This window comes from Candidatus Manganitrophus noduliformans, assembly GCF_012184425.1.
In the GTDB taxonomy this organism is placed as follows: Bacteria; Nitrospirota; Nitrospiria; order SBBL01; family Manganitrophaceae; genus Manganitrophus; species Manganitrophus noduliformans.
Window position 1 is genome coordinate 1,035,642 of sequence record NZ_VTOW01000002.1, and the last position, 19,359, is coordinate 1,055,000.

Annotated in this window: 18 protein-coding genes; 1 reads left to right on the plus strand and 17 read right to left on the minus strand. The window is 55.0% G+C overall.

Annotation, left to right across the window (positions count from 1 at the left end; all coding sequences use genetic code 11):
• Positions 1 to 30: 30 nt before the first annotated feature.
• From MNODULE_RS14070 to MNODULE_RS14090, 5 genes are all read right to left on the minus strand, one after another.
• A complete protein-coding gene (locus MNODULE_RS14070) occupies positions 31 to 1,050 on the minus strand; it encodes a hypothetical protein (RefSeq protein ID WP_168060846.1) in 1,020 nt (339 codons plus the stop codon).
• Complete coding sequence (locus MNODULE_RS14075; protein ID WP_168060848.1) at positions 1,047 to 1,325, minus strand: hypothetical protein; 279 nt, start codon at positions 1,323 to 1,325, stop codon at positions 1,047 to 1,049. The genes MNODULE_RS14070 and MNODULE_RS14075 overlap by 4 nt, the downstream gene beginning before the upstream one ends.
• Positions 1,326 to 1,333: 8 nt before the next feature.
• Entirely contained in the window at positions 1,334 to 1,681 is a 348-nt protein-coding gene (locus tag MNODULE_RS14080; protein WP_168060850.1) for a translation initiation factor Sui1, read from the minus strand.
• Between the two features lie 74 nt (positions 1,682 to 1,755).
• On the minus strand, positions 1,756 to 2,997 hold the full coding sequence (locus MNODULE_RS25280; protein WP_168060852.1) for a CPBP family glutamic-type intramembrane protease: 1,242 nt from the start codon (positions 2,995 to 2,997) through the stop codon (positions 1,756 to 1,758).
• 142 nt (positions 2,998 to 3,139) lie between these two features.
• The gene (locus MNODULE_RS14090) at positions 3,140 to 3,874 is read right to left on the minus strand and encodes a 16S rRNA (uracil(1498)-N(3))-methyltransferase (RefSeq protein WP_168060854.1); all 735 of its coding nucleotides are present in this window, start codon (positions 3,872 to 3,874) and stop codon (positions 3,140 to 3,142) included.
• 846 nt (positions 3,875 to 4,720) lie between these two features.
• Here MNODULE_RS14090 and MNODULE_RS14095 point away from each other — a divergent pair.
• A complete protein-coding gene (locus tag MNODULE_RS14095; protein ID WP_168060856.1) occupies positions 4,721 to 5,464 on the plus strand; it encodes a 2OG-Fe dioxygenase family protein in 744 nt (247 codons plus the stop codon).
• Between the two features lie 690 nt (positions 5,465 to 6,154).
• Here MNODULE_RS14095 and MNODULE_RS14100 read toward each other — a convergent pair.
• The 12 genes from MNODULE_RS14100 to MNODULE_RS25630 form a co-directional block, all read right to left on the minus strand.
• Positions 6,155 to 6,439 (minus strand): hypothetical protein, encoded by a 285-nt coding sequence (locus tag MNODULE_RS14100; protein WP_168060858.1) that lies wholly within the window; start codon positions 6,437 to 6,439, stop codon positions 6,155 to 6,157.
• 72 nt (positions 6,440 to 6,511) lie between these two features.
• Entirely contained in the window at positions 6,512 to 7,567 is a 1,056-nt protein-coding gene (locus MNODULE_RS14105) for a GSU2403 family nucleotidyltransferase fold protein (protein WP_168060860.1), read from the minus strand.
• A 348-nt stretch (positions 7,568 to 7,915) separates the two neighbouring features.
• Positions 7,916 to 8,242, minus strand: a complete 327-nt coding sequence (locus MNODULE_RS14110) for a HEPN domain-containing protein (protein ID WP_168060862.1) — start codon at positions 8,240 to 8,242, stop codon at positions 7,916 to 7,918.
• Positions 8,239 to 8,562: a nucleotidyltransferase domain-containing protein gene (locus tag MNODULE_RS25480; protein ID WP_422666754.1), complete on the minus strand. Its 324-nt coding sequence runs from the start codon at positions 8,560 to 8,562 to the stop codon at positions 8,239 to 8,241. Before MNODULE_RS25480 ends, MNODULE_RS14110 begins: the two co-directional genes overlap by 4 nt.
• Before the next feature lie 343 nt (positions 8,563 to 8,905).
• Positions 8,906 to 9,847 carry a hypothetical protein gene (locus MNODULE_RS14120; protein WP_168060865.1) on the minus strand — a complete coding sequence of 314 codons (942 nt, stop codon included), beginning with the start codon at positions 9,845 to 9,847 and terminating at the stop codon, positions 8,906 to 8,908.
• Between the two features lie 218 nt (positions 9,848 to 10,065).
• Positions 10,066 to 10,752, minus strand: a complete 687-nt coding sequence (locus tag MNODULE_RS14125) for a DUF429 domain-containing protein (RefSeq protein WP_168060867.1) — start codon at positions 10,750 to 10,752, stop codon at positions 10,066 to 10,068.
• Between the two features lie 117 nt (positions 10,753 to 10,869).
• Positions 10,870 to 11,439 carry a hypothetical protein gene (locus MNODULE_RS14130; RefSeq protein WP_168060869.1) on the minus strand — a complete coding sequence of 190 codons (570 nt, stop codon included), beginning with the start codon at positions 11,437 to 11,439 and terminating at the stop codon, positions 10,870 to 10,872.
• Positions 11,432 to 11,752 (minus strand): STAS-like domain-containing protein, encoded by a 321-nt coding sequence (locus MNODULE_RS14135; RefSeq protein ID WP_168060871.1) that lies wholly within the window; start codon positions 11,750 to 11,752, stop codon positions 11,432 to 11,434. Before MNODULE_RS14135 ends, MNODULE_RS14130 begins: the two co-directional genes overlap by 8 nt.
• A gap of 18 nt (positions 11,753 to 11,770) precedes the next feature.
• Positions 11,771 to 12,847 carry a hypothetical protein gene (locus MNODULE_RS14140; protein ID WP_168060873.1) on the minus strand — a complete coding sequence of 359 codons (1,077 nt, stop codon included), beginning with the start codon at positions 12,845 to 12,847 and terminating at the stop codon, positions 11,771 to 11,773.
• A 338-nt stretch (positions 12,848 to 13,185) separates the two neighbouring features.
• The gene (locus tag MNODULE_RS14145; protein WP_168060875.1) at positions 13,186 to 15,999 is read right to left on the minus strand and encodes a site-specific DNA-methyltransferase; all 2,814 of its coding nucleotides are present in this window, start codon (positions 15,997 to 15,999) and stop codon (positions 13,186 to 13,188) included.
• A gap of 2 nt (positions 16,000 to 16,001) precedes the next feature.
• The gene (locus tag MNODULE_RS14150; RefSeq protein ID WP_168060877.1) at positions 16,002 to 19,094 is read right to left on the minus strand and encodes a BPTD_3080 family restriction endonuclease; all 3,093 of its coding nucleotides are present in this window, start codon (positions 19,092 to 19,094) and stop codon (positions 16,002 to 16,004) included.
• 91 nt (positions 19,095 to 19,185) lie between these two features.
• Positions 19,186 to 19,350 carry a PDDEXK nuclease domain-containing protein gene (locus tag MNODULE_RS25630; RefSeq protein WP_168060879.1) on the minus strand — a complete coding sequence of 55 codons (165 nt, stop codon included), beginning with the start codon at positions 19,348 to 19,350 and terminating at the stop codon, positions 19,186 to 19,188.
• Positions 19,351 to 19,359: the final 9 nt, after the last annotated feature.

The following is a 19,359-nucleotide window of genomic DNA, read 5'->3' on the forward strand; positions in this document are numbered from 1 at the left end:
AATCAATTACAGATGGAATCAAACGCTCCGTCATTGACCGATTAAATATCCTCCCCCTTCGAACACCTTTTCTCCGTCGATCTCCACCCGCGCCACGGCGGCAAAAACATCGACATGGAATTTCCCGCTCTTCGGAAAACCGGGCTTGGTATAGAGGGAATGTTTTGCGCCGAGGGAGAGGTGGATGCCGAGCATCCGCTCGTAGGCGCCGATGTCGGTCAGCCGCCGCTCCCGCGTCAGGGCGCGGTTCAAGCCGAAGCCGAGTTCCCGCACCCAGACCTCCCGCTCCTCGGCCCGGATCTGATCCAACACGGCATGAAACTCCTTCGGCGCGTCGGGGGCGGCGACCAGCACCCCTCCTTCGATCGCGGCGGTGAAGGGCCGGCCGGGAGCGTGGACGGTAAAGTCGGCGTCGCCGAAGGCGAAGATCTTCAAGGCGCCGTTCACGCGGCGGACCTCCTTCGGCTCGGTGAAGACCTCCCCGATCGGGAACTGTCCCCCGACATTTTTCATCCCGCGGTAATCGCCGATGTTCAGCTTGGCCGCTTCGAAGGGGGAGTCGTAGATTAATTCGGTCCCCTCGCAGATCACGGCGATCCGCGCCGCCCGGTCGATCCGCTCCTTCAGCGCCGGCCCGACCGACCGGTAATAAGCCCGATCGTACGCCAGGGCGTCGAGGTAGGTGGCGAACTCCGCTTCGGGGATCCGTCCCAGGTGAGGATGCTCGACCACCTTCAACCCCCGATTGAAGAGCTCCACCCGAAACCGAAATTCATTCAGCCGGAAGCTGGTCGACTGAACCAGCACCACCAGCCCCTTCGGGGGGAGAAGATCGACCGCGGATAAGATCTCTTTCGCGGTGACCCGATCGAAATTCAACACGGCGGCGTTCGGCAGCGCCGCACGGTAGGCTTCCGCTAAAAGGCGCGACAAACCGGATTGTTCATCAAAGACTAAAAGGGCCGGCGCCCCGGGGGCGCACTCCAAGGCCAATGTGAGGGTGTCGCGGAGATTTGATTGAGCGCGATCGCGCAGGGAAGAATCGGTCATTTCCCGCCGCCCGACTCCTTCCCTGCTTTTTTCTTTTCAAACGCCTCGGCGCACGCGGGACCGCAGAAATAATGGGTCACCCCCCCCTGCTTCGCCTCCAGCGCCCCCTTCTTGGAAAGGTAGGTCAGGCAGTTCGGGTCTTGCACCAGCGCGTCTCCCGCATCGACCCGCGCGGCGCTTCCCGCCGGGCGGCGGTAGAGAAACCTCCCGAGGAACCGGCCCAACAGAAAGGTCAATAAGGTGATCACAAGAAGTGTAAAAAGAAGACGAGTCATTTGTGATGTTATCCTCCCGCGCGTTTAACGACATATCCTTTTTTGCCGAGCACTTCGACCAGGGTGTCGCGGTGGTCCCCTTGGATTTCGATGACCCCCTCTTTCACCGTGCCGCCGCTCCCGCAGGTTTGCTTCAGCTCTTTGGCGAGGTTCCGGAGGCCTTCCGGATGAAGCGGCACCCCCGTGATCAGGGTGACCTCTTTCCCCTTGCGCCCTTTGGTCTCGCGCGACACCCGGACGATGCCGTCTCGTTTGGGGACCGGCTGTTTTTGCCGGCATCGGCATTTCGCCGCCGGCTCCCCGCAATCGGGGCACATTTTACCATGTTCGGTGGAGTAGACAATACCGGAATTCATTCTGTTATTTTCCTATTCGGGGCGTTGCCCCCTTCCCAGGCGTTTGATTTCTCATCCTCAGATTCCCAATCGAATCATTCTCTCTCCACCCTCTCCAATATCTGAATTCCCTTTGCGGCTTCTTCGAACGGCGGGCCGTATTGGCTGTACTCGTTGATCACCTTTTCGAACGATTCGCGGCTTTTCTCCAGATCCTGGAGCATCAGGTAAGCGAAACCCCGCCGCGTCAAGGCGACGGCGACCGCCTCTTCCTCCTTCGGAAATTCGGCGATCAGCCGGTCGGCCTCGAGGACCGCCCGCCGGTGGTCTTTCAGAAAGGTGGAGTAGATCGCAACCACGCCGCTCTTCGCCTTGGCGCACGCCTCGCGATCTTCGGGAAACCAGACGCAGACCGCCTGCAGCGCGCCGGCCTCTTTCTTCCACGCTTTGGACCCTTGGCTCCCCCAGGTGTCGATGGCGTATTGCCGCTGCGCCGCCGCATTCTCTTTCTTATCGATCCACGCCGGCGGGGTCGATTCCAGCCACGCCGGGGGACGCTCGGCCTCCTCCCAGGTGGCGGCCGGCATATGAAAATTCTGAAGCGCCAGGACGAGCAGCGGCATCAGCGCCATCGCATTGATGGCGCCGTGGACCAAAATCGGCGAGACCAGCTCCTTCCGCATTTCATAAACCACCGCCAGCGCCATCCCCGCGATGAAGTAGAGAATCCCGATCATGAAGCCGGCCCCATGGGCCGCCGCGAAGAGGATCGCCTGCAGGTTGGCGGCAAAGAGGATCGGAAGGCGGGTCTTGAGGGCGTTGTAGAGAAACCCCCGAAAGTAGATCTCTTCCAAGATCGGAATGGCGGTGAAGCCGATCACGATCATGATCACGGAGAGGAGGCTGTTCGGCCCGAAGGTCGCCAGCGCCGAATAGTCGGGCATCTCGAACTTTTGGTTCAAGATCTTCTCCATCGCCATGTGGGTCGTCCCGACCAGGAGGTTGATGCCGAAGGCGATCAATATCGCGAAGGGAATCATCGAGAGGACCGTCGCGGGGGAGATCGGGCGAAAGAGCGGCCAGATCCCCCGTCGTTTACAAACGGCCAGGGCATAAAAAAGGAGGATCAGATTGAAGAGGATCAACGAAACAAAGCCGATGTATCCCTGGCGCCAGGGATGGTTTCGGACGTAGACGGCATCGACAAAGACGGAGGCGGCGATCACGAGAAAAGGGAGGGAGATGCCGAGGGCGATCTCGCCGGTGGGGACGGGGGCTGATTTTGTTTCTTCTTTGATTTCTTCCGGGGCATTCTCATCGGGCACCGTTCGAATCACGCGTCTCTCCCTCTCATGGCATTGTCAGGACATTATAAACGGAAATGGGGGCGAATCGATAGAGGAGATATTGATTGGCCGGGCTAAAGCCCTCAGAAATTACAATGGGGCGTTGCCCCAAGCCAACGCCGTTCATTCCTCATTATCCTTTCATCCCCTCATGAACCAATGCCAAAAGCGCGATGCAGGCGGTGTCGGTGCGCAATGTCCGGGGGCCCATCCCGACCGGCTGAAAGCCGTGCGCCGCAAGAAGCCCCCTCTCGAAATCGTTCCATCCCCCCTCCGGCCCGACGGCAAGCAGGACCCGTCCCTCGCCCCCCTCCCGCGCCGCCGCCCCCGCCGGCTTCTCCGCCGCCGGATCGGCCGCCAGACGCCGCCCGTCTTTGAAGAGACCGTCGAGCTGATCTTCGATCAGCACTTTAAATCGCCGGTGGATCGACACGGCCGGCAGCCGCGTGTCGCGCGCCTGCTGCAGCCCTTCGATCAACCGCGGCCGGTAGCTCTCCGGCGCGAGCCAATGGGTGTCGAAGTAGTTTCGCTCCACCCGCTCGGCATGGGTCAGAATGATCTGCCCGACGCCGATCGCGGCGACCTGGGCCCAGATCCGCCGGATCACCTTCGGCCGCGGCAGCGCCAGGAGCAGATCGACCCCCGGCCGGGAGGGAACGCTTGTTTCGAACGCGCAGCGCAAGGCCGCCGTCCCGTCGCCGATCGACAACACCGTCCCGACGCCGCGCGGGCCGTCGAGAAGACCGATGCGGACGTGAGATCCCGGCGCCGACTTCAGGACGTTGCGCAGGTGCGCGGCGCGCGCATCTGAAAGGACGGCTTCGCCGGAAGCGCCGACTTCATGGGGTTCCAGGAGGATCAGGTTCATACGAGGATCCAGAGAATGAGATGAACGTTCACGGCACTTTATTAACATGGGCCGCTTGATAGAGCAAGAGGCGATGCTATTGGGGGCGTTGCCCTACACCCCTGTGAAATCATATTTGGGATCGGAGCAAAGCTTTTATTTAATTTCGATTGGAATGGGGCTCTTCGCCCCACACCCCACCGCGGGGGTTGCGTGCCCAACCCCCTTCGGCTTCCTAAGGGCACCGGGGTTGCACCCCTGGACCCCCTTTAAACAACGGTCAGAACTCGCACAACCGCGCAAGAACAGCGCGGATTGTGCTTCAGACAGCTGACCTTGTAGGGTAGGTGGAACGTCTTGATTTGTAGTGGGCCACTGCGTCCTCGCTCCACCCATCCCCCAGTGGGTCCCTTACGCTGCGGGCGCAGAGGCCCACAGAACTCAAGGCTGATTAAATTCAACAAAACAAAATAGCAAAGAGCCTGCGCGTCATGGGCGTTCTGTGCCCCCCATTCTCCTGCGTTTCTTCTGTCGGACGTATTATCGACCGCTTCAGGTCAGCATGTTCGAAGCTCAATCCATCGGCGCTCTTCTGTGGTTGAGCGAGTTCTGACCGTGGGGGGAGCAGGGGGGGGCTTGCCCCCTCCGCTGCCCTTGGGAATCCAAAGGGGGTTGGGCACGCAACCCCCGTGGCGGGGGGTGGGGCGAGCAGCCCCACGACTTTGATTTCTCGCAGTGGGGGCTTAGGGTGAAGAGCCCCATTCCAATCTCAAAGGGTGATTGATTTCAATTTTGTTTGGGGGTATTCTCTTCCATTCGCTGTGCAGGAGCAGACCCTTTTTTTGGAGGTTTAAACCCGAACTCACGATGCCGACCGCCATCCTTCCCCCCCCCTTTTCGAAGCCCGATCAGCTGCCGGATGCGCTGAAGACCGACGGTTACGCGGTGCTGCGCCCCTCCGACGTTTGTACGTTCGCCCGTTGCACCTCCTCGGAATTGGAAGCGCTTGCGCCGGCTTGGAACGACCTGCCGCTCGATCCCTACCTGAAAGATACCGTCCCTTACCGGCGGCGGCGTCACTCCTGTTTTGTGGTGGAGGGGAAAGAAGTCACGCAGGCGCCGCACCGGGCCCACTGGCAGCCGCTCGACTACAACGCCCTGCATGGGGGGATGAAGCGTCTCTTCGAGCCGATCGCCCCGGCCACTGTCGCGGCGCCGGCCTGGACGCGGCTGCTTCAGGCGATCGGGCAGCTCTGCTCCGCGGTCAAAGGCCCGCAGCCCTGGTATGTAGAGGCGCACCCGTTCCGGATCGACACCGCCCACGGCATCGGCCGGCCGACGCCGGAAGGGGCCCATCGCGACGGGGTCGATTTTGTGGCGATCTTTCTGGTGAGGCGGGTGAACATCAAAGGGGGGGAGAGCCGGATCTTCGAGGCGGCCGGATCGAACGGCAAGCGGTTTACTTTAACAGAACCCTGGACTCTGCTGCTGCTCGACGACACGCGGGTGATTCACGAATCGACGCCGATCCTGCCGACCGCCGAGGGGGGCTATCGGGACACGCTGGTGTTGACCTATCGGGCCGGGGGGTTTCAGGAAGAGGGGTCGTAATTTGAATGGGGCTCTTCGCCCCATACCCCACCGCGGGGGTTGCTTGCCCAACCCCCTTCGGCTTCCTAAGGGACACCGGGGGTTTTCACCCCCTGGCCCCCCAACCCCAAAACAACGGTCAGAACTCCCACACCCGCGCAAGAGCAGCGCGGAGTGTGCTTCAGACAGCTGACCTTATAGGGTATGTGGAACGTCTTGATTTGTAGTGGGCCTCTGCGTCCGACCCGGGGTCCCCAAAGAGCCTGCTCTTTGGGGTGGGCACCACCCATCCCCCAGTGGGTCCCTTACGCTGCGGGCGCAGAGGCCCACAAGAGATTACCCAGTAATTCTAAGAATTCAAATCAAAACCGAATAGCAAAGAGCCTGCGCGTCATGGGCGTCCTGTGCCCCTGATGGTCCTGCGTTCCTTCTGTCAGACGTATTATCGACCAAATCAGGTCAGCATGTTTGAAGCACAATCCACGGCGCTCTTCCGTGGTTGTGCAAGTTCTGACCGTAGACGGGGGGAGCTGGGGGGGTACTTTCCCCCCGGCTGCCCTGGGAATCCAAAGGGGGGTGGGCACGCAACCCCCGTGGCGGGGGGTGGGGCGAGCAGCCCCACGACTTTGATCCTCGCAGGTGGGGGGCTTGGGGCGAAGAGCCCCATTCAAATAACTCTATGCACTATCTTTATCAAACATGCCCCCCCGCCTATGCACATCGATATCCCTTCTCCGACGTCACATACACCAACTCCCCATCCCTTACCAGCTCGATCAAATATTCCCCGACCAGGTTGTTAAAATTTTTCTGCTTGGCCGCGCGCTCGAAGGCCAACAGTCCCGGCTCCTCGCTGCGGTAGCAGAGGGGGATCAAGGGATGATCCTGCAGGGCGGTCCGAATGGCGTCGAGGGAAACGGCCTCGCCGCCCCCGCGCCGAACCAGATCCACCACAAAACTTTTTACTTCTTCAAGACGCTCTGCTTCCGGGTGCACAACACAATCCGTTTTTAAATTTTCTTTTTATTTTTCAAGATTCATCTTCTCACGACCTGCGAATCGCGATGCCTAATCCTTTCCATCGAGGGCGCCCTTGGGCAAAATCCCTTTGAGCCGTGCACGGACTTCTGAGGAAAGCATCCCGGCGCCGACTCGGAGTTGCCGCCGAAATTTATCCGGTTGCCGAGAAGCGGCTCGCCAGGCGAGCCGCAGGTCGCCCGGACGGTCTTGCGCCAATACGATCAAGAGTTGTTCGGCCTGACGGGTGTCCTTCGCCCCTTTCACCTGAAACGCCGCGGGACGGCGCTGCGAGGTGACCAGCTTATGGAAGGCGTAGCGCGCCGGCGCGGGAACGTTCACCAGAATTCCCCCCTTTGCAATCAGCACGGCTTCTTGCGCATCCTCCATCAGATAATCGAGAAACCGGACCGGCTCGGCATAGGTTTCGAACGCCGCGAGATGGACCGGTTTGGTCGAGGTCCGTCCGACCATCGGCGTGAGGATATCGACGCTCAGCTCGCGGCCCATGATCCTAAATTTTGTCGACGGGGTCTTGCGATCGAGCGCCGGAACCTCGATAAATCCCATGTCCGATTTGAGCAGCGCCTCCCTGAGCCGGATCGGTTTGTTCTGCACCGCGATCTGCACATGTCGATCCGCCGCAAGATCGACATCCTGCGTCCGAGTCGTCTCGGTGTCCCATCGCACCCCCAGCATATTGCCATAGGCCGAAAAAGCGTGCGATCCCACGAGAACACCCCCAACCAAAAAGACCCCCGTGCGCTCCAGCAGCTCGAAAACCCGGGCCTCCGCGCCTCCGAGGGTCTGCGCGCCGCCCGATGCCAGCATTGCCACCAGCCGCTCGCGCGAAGCGATATCCGGTTTGGCCCTCTGCCACAGGGCCTTCTCCTTCTGTATCAGGTTACGGACTTCTTCGGTGTCCGGTCCGAGGTAATGCTGGGTCTTTCGGCTGCCGACCGTGAGTTGCAAATACCAGTGCGCGCCTCCCCGGATTTTTTTGCCGACGAATGAAAGCCCCCGCCCGCTCGGCGCCGAGGCGTGCAGGCACTGGCTCAGAAGCTGCGCATAGAGCAACTTGGCGCTCTCGGAAAGATTTTCCATCATGGCCCCTTTTTATTATACGCAGTATAAAACAAAACTGCGTATAACGCTATCCCCGGCAGGGTGGGTTTTTATGAAGCCGGTGCGGGGGGTGAGATTTAAGACGTCTTTAAACGAGGCGCAGAGGTGATGGCGGGTTTCGATGACGCGGCCCTGCGCGTGGTTCACCAGGACGGCGAACCATCCGCGGCGGAAACCATCGATGCCGGCGATCCAGGAGGGGTTCATTGGAAGGTACTGTCTCGGTTTTGGCTCCGTGGGGCCTTTCGCCTCCCATAAGCCAAGTGTCGACTTGATCCTATCGATGACCCAGTAACCCTTCTATGGCTGAGAGAAATTCCTTCGCTTGGTTCAAGAGAATTTTTGCTTCTTCGGCGCCGACTTCAGCAGGGGCGTCATAATCGGCCGCTTGTCTCTCCGGTAAGCGTCAATGAGATATCGATGGAATTTCGGATCGAGGCGTCCACTTTTGGCATATAACCGACCGAACGCACCTTGTACCGCTCCATGAGAGGCATGCTCCTCCCCCTCTTCGATCAGCAGGGCCGAGGCTGCATAGAACATCGCATAATAAGCTCTTGACGCTGCAATATCAAAATGCCCTAACCCAATAAGCGCTTCGCAGGCTTCAATGTTGTCTTGGGCTTTATCTAGGAAGGCCTTCGTTGCTTCCCTCATTGGACGGCGACACCCTCGCGATGGATACTACGGATGAGAGGCCGTTGATTGAGAGACCAATCTGAGAGGCGAAGAGGGATCAGTGATACCGTGAGCCCATACTCCAGGGAAAGGGCTGAGACCAATTCGCTGGTCCGCTGGATTTCCGTCCAAGGCCGATCAAAGCTCTCCAGAATCATTGCCACATCGAGGTCAGAGCCACTCCTCTCTTCACCTCGGGCAAAAGAGCCGTAAAGGTATAATCCTCTTAACCGTTGTCCATACAGCTGATGGAGGGAGGTTTTCAGCTTTTTCAAGATTTCTTCAGTCGTCTTACTCATGCTCGCCTATGGTCCCAAAGGGGAGATCAGTTAGGCACGAATTTCGCTTACTGCTAAACAGTTTTCTCATTTCTCACATTTTTCTAATCATCAACTTTACGAATGTTCATTCTATCTCAATTATTATACTCATTCTTATGCTAGAAATCTGCTACTCTCTCTTAAACTGTTTTTTCATTCCAACTCTTAATATTAAGGAGCGGCAGACGTGATGGCGGGTTTCGATGACGCGGCCTTGGGCGCGAAAACCATCGACGCCGGCGACCCAGAAGGAGTTTATTCTCCCATTCCCTTTCTTTCCTTCTCTTCTCGGCCCTCATTTCTCTCTTGAAGTTCCGAAACATCAACGATTCGGCCCTGACAGCCAAGTTCGGAAATGAGCGAGTTGCTTGGCAAGCCCCGCCTTTTCCTCGTCCTCCCACGGAGCATCCCGCTCAATGTGGGCTTGCAGTTGAGTCAGAATTTCGTGAGTGGAATCGCCGCGGCATTCGCATCTCTGTAACTCTGTGAGCGTCCTGCCGATGACAGTGCAGTCGCCTCCGAGCGGCCGCCGCATCTGTTGCGTCAGCAGTTCCCGAAAGAATGGGCATAGCTCTTCTGAACTCCAACGCCTCGGCTGTCCGAGATACAGACCGATGAGCGCGTCGATCGCCCAAATAATCGGATAATCGCGCTTCACCGTTTTGTCGAAGTTTAAGAGGACGCGTTTGGTGTGCTCAAACCCTTCCCGGTCCCCCAATTGACAGAGGGTAAAGGCGACATAGTCTTTCTGTTTGGCGCGTGAGAACTCTTCCCTCAGCTGGGGAATCAATTTCTCCCCTTTCTCTTTGATCAAATGGAACGCAACCCACATGTATGCCCCCGCTCCGATGAGTGGAACAAGGGCCTCCAGATCCTCGGCCCGCGTAAACTGTGCGAGGTCGCCACACGCGTTTAGTCGCTCCCCCGATTCGTGGGTTTCGGTTGCATCGCCCACGGCATATTCTGCCAATATCTGAAAACCGTCGCCCTCACCCATTCGATACAGCGCGAGCGCCGCCGGAATCCGGAGTTTCGAAGACGCGGTGACGTCACGCGCATACCGCTCGACGCTCTGACGAAAACGCACATCAGGCCAGCGCTCCGCCACCACCGTAAGCGCGGCAGCCGTAAGGCGAACATCGCCGGACTCCAACGTGGATTGAATCGCCTGCGCGGCGGGCTCCGACCGGCTGATCGCCAGGAACGCCAGCGCCGCTTCGTGCTCCCAAGGATCGCTGGTCTCTTCGCCTAGGAACTCGGCCAAACGTTCAACATCCTGCGGGCTGAGATCCGAGGCTTTCGGCTCCATTTGCATGTCGAATGATCTAAAAAGCCGCTGTAGATGAGACGGAAGCTGTGACTCCAAATCATTCGCCCTTTATTCTTTGAGGCCGGTCGAAAAAGCACCCTGCCAAATTTTCTCCCCAGCTTGCCGGAGCATGTTGCATTGCAAGACCAGACCCTGGCGGCTTTCTCCTGCGATCAAGACCAAATCTCCATCCGTAGCTTTTTCGCATCGACGGGTGGATTTTCTGGAAAACGTTTCGCGATGCCGTTTTCGATTCGCATGGCGGTCCAGGCGGCGGCGTAGGCGTCGATCATGTCGTCGTAGGGGACTTTTAGCTTACTGCTAAAGACTTCCTTCCAAATATCGAGGAAGGTTCCTGATAAAGCATTGAGCCTCTCCTCTCGGCCGTCCGGCTTCTTCTTATTGTGTCGCATCGCCTGTCCGGCCAGGTGATAGAAGCTGACTTCGGGATGGACCTCGACGACGCGGTTCTGCAATTCCGGGGTCATCTGCTCGTCCACCTCGCGGATCTTGGAAAGAATACAAAGAGTCTGTATCGATATTCCAGGAGCTTCGGAAAGGGTCTGGGCGGGAAGATATTTCCGGATCGGGGGCGAGAAGACGCTGCTGGCGCGCGGGTGCTTCAGAAGGCGCCTTGCCTCCCGGTCGCATTCCCGGCCTCCGATCTGTGGCGAGTCTAAAAGGCCGATGGGGATGTCGATGGCGATCACTTTCGGCGCGGGGGTGAGGTTTAACACTTCTTTAAACGAGGCGCAGAGGTGATGGCGGGTTTCGATGACGCGGCCTTGGGCGTGGTTCACCAAGACGACGAACCAGTCACTGCGGAAACCATCGATGCCGGCGATCCAGGAGGGTTTCATTGAAAGTAGCCTGCTCTCTTTTCTTTTTCTCTATGACCTTTTTCTGAAATTTCAGCTGGCTCTGAGACCGAGAAATAAATCTGTCCCCTTTTCTGAGAGCTTAGGAATAAAGATAGCTTAATTAGAATATAACTTTAATTTGCATTCATATAGACGGTTTAATAATGAGCAATAATGATCCTCGACTTTTCTTTTAGCTTCTTCCGAATACTTTGGACCTTTCTGGCCAAATGGAGTATCGGTTATGGAACCTTTAAGTTTAATATAATCAAGGTAAAGAGTTTCATCGTATTTTAGAGATTCATCCTCCGAAGTTTTTATATCTTTTATTATACTCAACAGAACGCCTAGATTTTTGAACTTTCTAATAATACTCCGCTCCTTTTCTTTGTTCGGATTTTCCATATAATCATATCCAAGATCAACTACATCAGTAAGGTGATTCTGAAAACGAGAAATAAGATCATTTAACATTTCCTTTTTTTTGATTTCATGATTGATCTTACTATTTATAAAGTAAGTAACAAAAACAGCAATCGATACTGTTACTGTCAACTGAACTATCTCTAGCATCCTAACCTGAAAAAACGAAGAATTTATTAGATTCCAGTATGAGATAGCACTACCAATAGCAATACCCATCATCAAAAATACAAAAGCTATCGCGGAGACTAAATATTTATTCATTATCTGGATGCTCGATATAGCTCTTAATTTCATCAATTATTAGCTTGTCTTCATTTGAAATGAATTCCAGCCTATCTAAGCATCTCTTGGTGCCATATTTTCGTGCTAAACCACCGAATGCTTCTTCCAAAAAGGAGGTAGCATATCCTTCTGTTCCATCTAAAATAATTATAATTTTGGAATTATCATTTGGATCTTTGAAATGGCCTTCTAAGAATTTTTCTCGAAATTCTTCTCCGGAATACTGACCATCAGTTATAAACCTAGCCCCTGGGGTCCGGGTAAAGTCTTTTAGAATATTTATTGTAGTCATATTACACCTCATTCTTTCTCATAAAAACTGCCAAGACAAAAGTGTTCCATAGAAAATCCTTTTTAACGGTCTAACCTCTCGCGAGGAACTATTAACGAAACCCTTTCTAGAAATTATGACCAAAGTATCAATTTTATTCTGTTGAGCCGTTTCATATATACGAGGAAGCCCTTTGCCACGGTATGCCTTACTTGTCTGTGTTCGGAACTCTCCTTTTAGAGCTGAATTTATTAATATGGCATCCAGGCTCTCAACCGCAACAACTTTACTGACCATTTCTCTTAACTTTTCATTTATCTTTTCCGTATTTTTCTTTCTTATCGTTCTTGGAATACCAAATCCATTATCTAAAAAGGTAAAGTGGATTTTTTTACTGTTCTGATCGTAAGATGCCATTAGCCACCACTTTGAATGCAAGCTACGAGCTGCATACGCATGGTGTTTAGTATTCGCCATACATTCAATTAATGTAGTGTAAATACTCCTTGTATCACTCAGATCAGATTTATTGAGGCACCGCGCTGCGAAGTTTTTGACCTCTTGGGCTTTTTGGGGTAAGACCGTTGAGCCTGATTCAATCGAATATATGTTAGAATCACTAGGAGTTTTACCTACTCTTTGAGAATATACATATTTATAAAACCCAGATGCAAGCAACATGTTATCGCACGTTTCATCGTTTGGGTTATTCCCTATAATATTAACTCGGCGTTCATGGTAGTACTCAAGACGCGACAGTGTATAGAGAATGGCATCTGTGGTTAGCTCTTTTACTTCGGAAAGATCGAAATAAATTTTTTGTTGATTTTTTGTAGAGTAGTAATGGACAGTGTCAAAAAATAAAAGTGTTTCATCTATATTATTTATCAAGCTGAAGTTCGCTGGAGCCTTGATTTCTATTCGGCCTTTTCTCTTTTTTACATTCTCATAGCTTGCCCTAGCTGATTTGGAATTTCTTTTCTCTTCACTTTTCTCTTTACTTTCCTCTTCTTTCCCTCCACTGTATTTACACGATTTTCTCTTGCGTTTTAATGTTCTTAAAGATCTCTTTGAAGAACGTCTTTTCCATTCTTCTGTAGCATAGAGTTTTTTCAAAACTCATTATTCAGCTTGGATGTCAAGCCGCTCCTTTATTACTGAAATCGTTCCTTACAGCCAAGTGAGATTCTAGGTAGAGTATTTAGCTTAGAACCGCAACCGGCTCTACAATAACCTTGAGATTCTATCTGTCCCAGCCTGAAGCTCAATTGGCTCATACCCCCGGAACGGTAATATCTGGTTTTTTAGAAAATCGCTTATGCTCGCAGGTGTCCTTGTCGCAACTTCTTTTTTCGCTTTCATAGACTTTGACTGTATAGTGATCGCCCTTAGTTTTCGATATCCTAAATAATACCAATACATTCAGGAGCCGATATAGGCAACACTGGTTTCCATCATGACACCTTAAACACCTTCATCACCTCATCCCCCAGATGGTTAATCACCTTCACCGCAATCCGCCCGGACTTTGGCTTGGGGAAGGCGCGCGAAGTGTCGCTGTGGAGGGTGGCCCAGGCTTCTTCATTGATCTCAGCCTTGAGAGTTGTTTTCAATGCGCTGTAGGGATCGTTCGCGCCGAGGAAATAGGCGTGGCGGACAAAGAAGCTTTCTTCGTTGTAATCGGTGTCGATGAACCAACAGGCGATGCCCTCTGGCCCGTCACTACGAACCTCGCCAGTGTTGGGATGGAAAACATCTACACCGTTCACCTTCACTCGAACCTTGCCTTCTTCGGCTGGAATAATATCGATGTCGGGCTCGCCGAAGATCACGAACAGATTACCTTTGCCCGTGTTCTTGAGGTCGTCGGCCATGTGCAGGTCGGCGTTCATCCGCGCCTTGAGCACCGGGATGCGGCCGAGTTTGCTGAACTCCGTGGCGTGGGCCTCGTAGTTAAACGCGCAGGCGATCAATACGTCGAAATCGGCATCGCCGGCTTCCCGAGCGGCGGCTACCAGGTCGGGGCGGGTGACGGTGCCGAATTCCGGGCCGATGAAGATGGCGGCGCGTTTTTCCTTGCCGGTCTCCTCGCCCCCTTCAAAGTAACGGCCTTCCGCGCAAATCAGGTAGCCGGGCCATGCGGTAAGCGCCGTAAAGGTGATGCGGTCTTCCTTGTGCGCCTGCTGGACACCCGCGACCTTGAGGTTTTCCAAAATCATTTCGGGAAAAGTCTGCTTACCATATCCAGGCTTGGTTTCTTTACAGCCATCGATTAATTCGTCATTCTCATCCACCCCAAGAACACGGTGCGGCGAGAGACTTTCAACCGTAAACGGCCCCGCCACGCGGACCTTCTTCTTGTCTTCATAGGGCTTGTCGTAGAGATATTCGAACTCGGCTTTGGCGGCAATGGACTTATCAATCTCTTTCTGCCGCGCGATGCGGGCTTCCCACCAGTCGGCGTGTAGCTTCTTCGCCGTCTCCGGCCACTTGGCATCGGCCTCGCGCGGAACTTCCCACTCCTGCCAGCTCTTCTTGAGCGCGGCGTTTAGTTGCGCGCGCAAAGGCTCTAGTTTCGCCTGCCACTGGTCCCAGATAACATCGATCTCCGCGTTGTTGGCGATCGACTTGAGGGTGATGTGCGGCACCCTCTCATAGACAAAGCCGTGTCGGATGTTGCCGTGCGTGGGCTGAGAACTCGGCGCAGTGCGGGTGACTTCGGCTTCTTTGATCTGACCTTCGCGCGAATCGGACAACAGGTAAAACGGATAGCGCGCTCCCATGATACGGGCTCGGGCCAACGCCAGCGCCACACGTGAAGTGTCAATTGTAATCCAGCGGCGGCCCCATTGCTCGGCGACGGTGGCAGTTGTGCCGGAACCGCAGGTCGGGTCAAGAACGAGATCACCAGGATCGGTGGCCATGAGGATGCAGCGTTCGATGACCTTTGTTGTGGTCTGAACAACGTAGATTCGTTCTTCCCCTTTCAAGAAGCCCCCCATCTGCGTGTCGGCCCAGCGCGTCGATAATGGCGCTATTGGGAAATCCGAAAGGAACTGCTTGTAGAAAATGTTTGGACCTTTAGGATGTAATCGCCCGGCCCGATGAAGGTGTTTAATGCCATCTTTACCTGTTCTCCATCCACGCCCTTTTTTGGGAGTGGATACAATTCCAAAAAACTCGATCTCGAACTGCGAAGAAGCGCCGCCAGTCTGAGACGTTAGATCCGCAAGATTGACGAAAGCGTAGTTGTCCGAATTGGTCAGCAATTCAGGCAAATCCTTCTGCTTGATTTCCTGAAGCATTCCAGAAGTGTCCTCGAAGTTCCGATAGGTGCTTCCCGCTAATTGCAGAATGTCCTTTTCCGTGTTTAAGGTCCTTACCTTGACAGCGGAGAAGTCCTTGCAATACCAAAGTACATAGTCACTGACAGCGGCTGGCAGTTTACTCGTCTGACTAGATGTTTTCGCAAAGGTGATTAGTGAACAGAAATTCATTTCCCCAAACACCTCATCCAACACCGCCCGGACGCGGTGGACATTTTCATCGCCGATCTGCACGAAAATGGAACCCGAATCGGTGAGGAGATCCCTGGCAACGGTGAGGCGATCACGCAGATAGGTGAGATAGCTGTGGATGCCGTCTCGCCACGTGTCGCGAAACGCCTTTACCTGTTCCGGTTCGCGAGTGATGTGATCTGAGTTTCCGTCCTTCACATCGCGGCTGGTGGTACTCCACTGGAAATTGCTGTTGAATTTAATGCCGTATGGCGGGTCGATGTAGATGCATTGCACCTTGCCGCGCAGCCCCTCGCGCTCGGCTAGGCTAGCCATCACCTGCAAGGAGTCGCCCAGGATCATCCGGTTCGACCAGTTCTGGTCATGCTGATAGAATTCGGTCTTGTCTACCCCCTTTGGGATGCCGTTAAAGTCCGCAAACAGGTCCGGGGTCAACTCCCCCGCCTCGTACTGGCGCTCCCGCGTGTCGCGCAGCAGATCGTCGATCAAAGCCTTGGGGTGGACCTTTTCCTGGATGTAAAGCGGCGGAGCATGGACCACGAGGTCGCTCCAGTCCTGCTCATCCTTGCCGCGCCAGACGAGTTGCGGATCGAGGTCGCGGTTGCGCCGCTCGTAAGCCACGCGCACTGGATTCTGTTCCTCTTTTTGCAGAACCGATTGGTATTCGGCGGTCGGAATGTTCTTTCGCTTCGCCTCATCGTGCTTGAGCGCTTCGACCGATTTCGTGGTGGGGTTTTTCTTTTTAGCCATTTTTATTTCCCTTGATCGACTGGACTGACCGCAACAGATTCGATTACCTTGTTGAATTCGTTTTCCACCTTCGCCTTGAAGTCGGCCTCGATCTGGTAGATCTCTCTGAATTCGGTAAAGGCCCAGCGTCCATATTGCCCGATGTGATTGACGCCCGGCACCCAATAGGTTTCCATGGTGGTCTTTTTCTCTTTCGCGTCTTCGCGTCGGTAGCCTTTGATTTCGACAATCAGGTGCAGCAGATCGTCTTCGCCATGACCGTCATCGACCAGCACGATGAAATCAGGCCGATACGTGCGCATCTCCGAGCCATAGCGGTAGGGCACTTCAAGGCCCAGATTGTGATTTTTGACATAGGCGCGGACGCGCGGGTGGGATTCCACCACACGGCAGAACTCGGCTTCCCAATCGCTATCTAGAATTACCCAGTTGATGTGGCAGCGCCGGGCATCGGTTTCCCAACGATCGGTTTTGGAAGTGTTGAAATTAACATGGGCTGTGGAGCCGGTCGGATTGTAGGGATCGGGCACGATGGTGATCGGACGCTCGCCGATAAATCGACGAGTGATCCCAGCGTTGATCCGTTCGCAAGCCATATCGGCCAGCATTTTATACTTCAACTGCGCCGGATAGGTGCTGCCCCTGCAGACAAGATAACCGTCGAGCCATTGGCGGGTAATCCGCTTGAGCTGACCGAAGAGATATAGCTTGGGATCTCCTTCCGGATCGCGCCATCGGGTTAGGATAAGGTGAGACGCCAGCTCATACAAAACCTGTGAGGGCCGAACGTCGGCAGTGTGAACGAGGCTTAGGTCTGCCGTATCGCCGATGATGCCTGAGTTTTTGGTCTCGGTTGCGCCGACGAGGTCCGGCGTCAACTCCAGCACGGAGTCCTCGTTGAACTCGGCTTCCAGCCGCTCCTCAGGCAATTCAACCCGATAGCCGACCACACGCGGGAAGCGGATTTCAAGGTGATCGCGCTCCGGCCGGACGGCTCTAACATGGATGGTCTCGCGCGGCGGTTGAGGCGGCGCGACGACCGGCTTGGCAGTGAAGTCGAAGGGAATACCCAAAACATCGGCATATTCCACATTGAATAGACCCTCTTCATTCAGCTCATAGGACTGGCGGCGCAGGGCGCGGCCAATGACCTGCTCGCAGAGAAGCTGGGTACCGAAGGCCCGGACCCCCAGCACATGGGTCACGGTATTCGCATCCCATCCCTCGGTGAGCATCGAGACAGAGACGACACAACGGATCGATCCGCCCAGCCGCCCATACCGGCCCACCGTGTTCATCGCCTCCCGAAGCAATTCCTGATCGGTAAAGTTCTCTGCCAGGCGAGGATCACCGGTGCGCTCGATGATCTCGCGACGGAAGCGGTCTATCTCATCGGCGGCCATTCCCCGGAAGTTGTCGTCCAACCCTTCGCCCGATTCGAGTTGCTCGCTGTCGATGAGCAACGTGTTGGGCCGGGCAAGCGGGTTGCCGTGCTCGTCGAAATTTCGGAACAAAGCAAGGCGACCGTTTTCGAGGGTCGTTGAACCGTCCTCGTTCTGTCGGTGAAAGCCGGAGATGTAATCATAAACCAGCTTGGATGTGGAGGTGTTGTTACAAACCACTATGAAGCAGGGGGGCACGCGGATTCCGGCCTCGGCCCAAAGGCGATAGGTCTTTTTGTAATGACCATACAGCGCTTCCAGCGCGGTCTGGAGTTGCGTCGGCAGGCTCAGCGGGTCGAGGATGTTCGCTTTGCCTCGGCCCTTCTTCGGCATCTTCGTGCGGATGTGTTCCCAGAGGTTGCGGAACATCGGGATCTCTTCGCCGGGGATGTTATCGGCGACAGGGACGCGCGGGAGTTTGACGATCCCGCACTCGATGGCATCCATCAGCGAGAAGTCGCTCATGGTCCAGGGAAAGAGCGTCCCCTCGGCATAGCCGGAGCCGCGCAGGAAAAAGGGTGTGGCCGAAAGGTCAATGACGCGGGCGATTCCGAGCTTGCGGTTAACCGCCTCCAAACCGGAAATCCAAAGCCGGGCGGCTTCGTTGTTTTTCTCAGCTTCTTTCTTATCTTCCCCTTTTAAATCCTCTTCGTCCTCCTCTGCTCCCGGCTTTTCTCGGTAACAGTGGTGGGCCTCGTCATTAAGGACCAGGATGTTCTTGAGGCCCATCAGATCGGGCATTACCCGCTGAAGCATCTGCCCCTCTGTTTCAAGGGTGTTCAGCTCTTCGCCGCGACCTTGAAGGAGCGAACGCCCCCCTTTTGAAAGCTCGATCCGCTCGCGAAGCTTAAAGGAGTGGTAGTTGGTGATGACGATTTTGGCGCGGTTCACATCGTCCAACATATCGGCCGGCACCAATTCTCGGCTGGCATAATAACTGTCCGGATCATTGGGCTGAAGAACTCGCAGGCGGTCTTTGATGGTCAAGCCAGGCGTAACAACCAGAAACCCACGGGTGAACTTTCGGCTCTGCGATCGTCGCACCGCATTGACGGTCTGCCACGCGATCAGCATCGCCATAACCGTCGTCTTCCCTGCGCCGGTCGCCAACTTCAACGCCAAGCGCATCAGCTCCGGGTTGGCCTCGTGATTGGCATTTGATAAATGATCGATAAGAAACTTGCCGGTCTTCCCAGCTTGCGGCGCAACCTCGGTGAGCCAGATGGCTGTTTCAACCGCCTCCACTTGGCAGAAGAAGGGACGGATGCTGTTGAATTTGTGATGTCGCCAGTGCTGCAGCAGACGCGCCGTTTCGGGAGTGACATGCCACTGATTCGGATTGGGCAATTTCCGCCATTGGTCTACTTCTTGACGAAGCTGATTGATGGTCCACGTAGGATCATACTGCTGCTCCTCAGTGGAAAGCCCTTTGCCTTCGTCAAAAACCATTTGCGACTGCACCGCCGATCCTTTGCGTTTTTTCGGCTTTGGAATCGGCGTGATGAACTCGGCCTTGCGGCGGTTTTCAATGATTCTTTGCGTTGGCTGCCCTTGGTCATCTAGTTCCCAATGGCGTGTCGGGGCTTCATAAGGAGAATTTAAGATGGGATGTTCGAAGAATGCGTTAGTCTCAGTTCCTGTTCTCGTGGCCAATGGCGAACAGCTCCTGGTATTTCTCTGGGGGATGGAACGAATGGCTTAATATAGATAATCGGAAGGAAAAGTTCAAGAAAATAGATCGGCTTCAGGGTAATCCTAGATAAGCAGAGTCAGAGTCTGCTGTCCCCCTTACTCCCATGGAGGGGCGGTCGTCGGAGGCGCGCTCTTTTTCGTTGAGCAGGTTCAAGTAAAAATCCATTTTGCCGGCATACTCCGGCGCAAACGGCCCCACCTTCGACGCCACCGCCATCAGCGCCCG

Excerpts from the sequence above, each read along its gene's own strand:
- MNODULE_RS14110 (WP_168060862.1), bottom strand. The coding sequence starts at position 8,242 with ATGAGGGAAGCAACGAAGGCCTTCCTAGATAAAGCCCAAGACAACATT.
- MNODULE_RS14075 (WP_168060848.1), bottom strand. The coding sequence starts at position 1,325 with ATGACTCGTCTTCTTTTTACACTTCTTGTGATCACCTTATTGACCTTT.
- MNODULE_RS14095 (WP_168060856.1), top strand. The coding sequence starts at position 4,721 with ATGCCGACCGCCATCCTTCCCCCCCCCTTTTCGAAGCCCGATCAGCTG.
- MNODULE_RS14125 (WP_168060867.1), bottom strand. The coding sequence starts at position 10,752 with ATGAAACCCTCCTGGATCGCCGGCATCGATGGTTTCCGCAGTGACTGG.
- MNODULE_RS14105 (WP_168060860.1), bottom strand. The coding sequence starts at position 7,567 with ATGATGGAAAATCTTTCCGAGAGCGCCAAGTTGCTCTATGCGCAGCTT.
- MNODULE_RS14080 (WP_168060850.1), bottom strand. The coding sequence starts at position 1,681 with ATGAATTCCGGTATTGTCTACTCCACCGAACATGGTAAAATGTGCCCC.
- MNODULE_RS25480 (WP_422666754.1), bottom strand. The coding sequence starts at position 8,562 with ATGAGTAAGACGACTGAAGAAATCTTGAAAAAGCTGAAAACCTCCCTC.
- MNODULE_RS14130 (WP_168060869.1), bottom strand. The coding sequence starts at position 11,439 with ATGAATAAATATTTAGTCTCCGCGATAGCTTTTGTATTTTTGATGATG.
- MNODULE_RS25630 (WP_168060879.1), bottom strand. The coding sequence starts at position 19,350 with ATGGCGGTGGCGTCGAAGGTGGGGCCGTTTGCGCCGGAGTATGCCGGC.
- MNODULE_RS14070 (WP_168060846.1), bottom strand. The coding sequence starts at position 1,050 with ATGACCGATTCTTCCCTGCGCGATCGCGCTCAATCAAATCTCCGCGAC.
- MNODULE_RS14090 (WP_168060854.1), bottom strand. The coding sequence starts at position 3,874 with ATGAACCTGATCCTCCTGGAACCCCATGAAGTCGGCGCTTCCGGCGAA.
- MNODULE_RS14145 (WP_168060875.1), bottom strand. The coding sequence starts at position 15,999 with ATGGCTAAAAAGAAAAACCCCACCACGAAATCGGTCGAAGCGCTCAAG.
- MNODULE_RS14135 (WP_168060871.1), bottom strand. The coding sequence starts at position 11,752 with ATGACTACAATAAATATTCTAAAAGACTTTACCCGGACCCCAGGGGCT.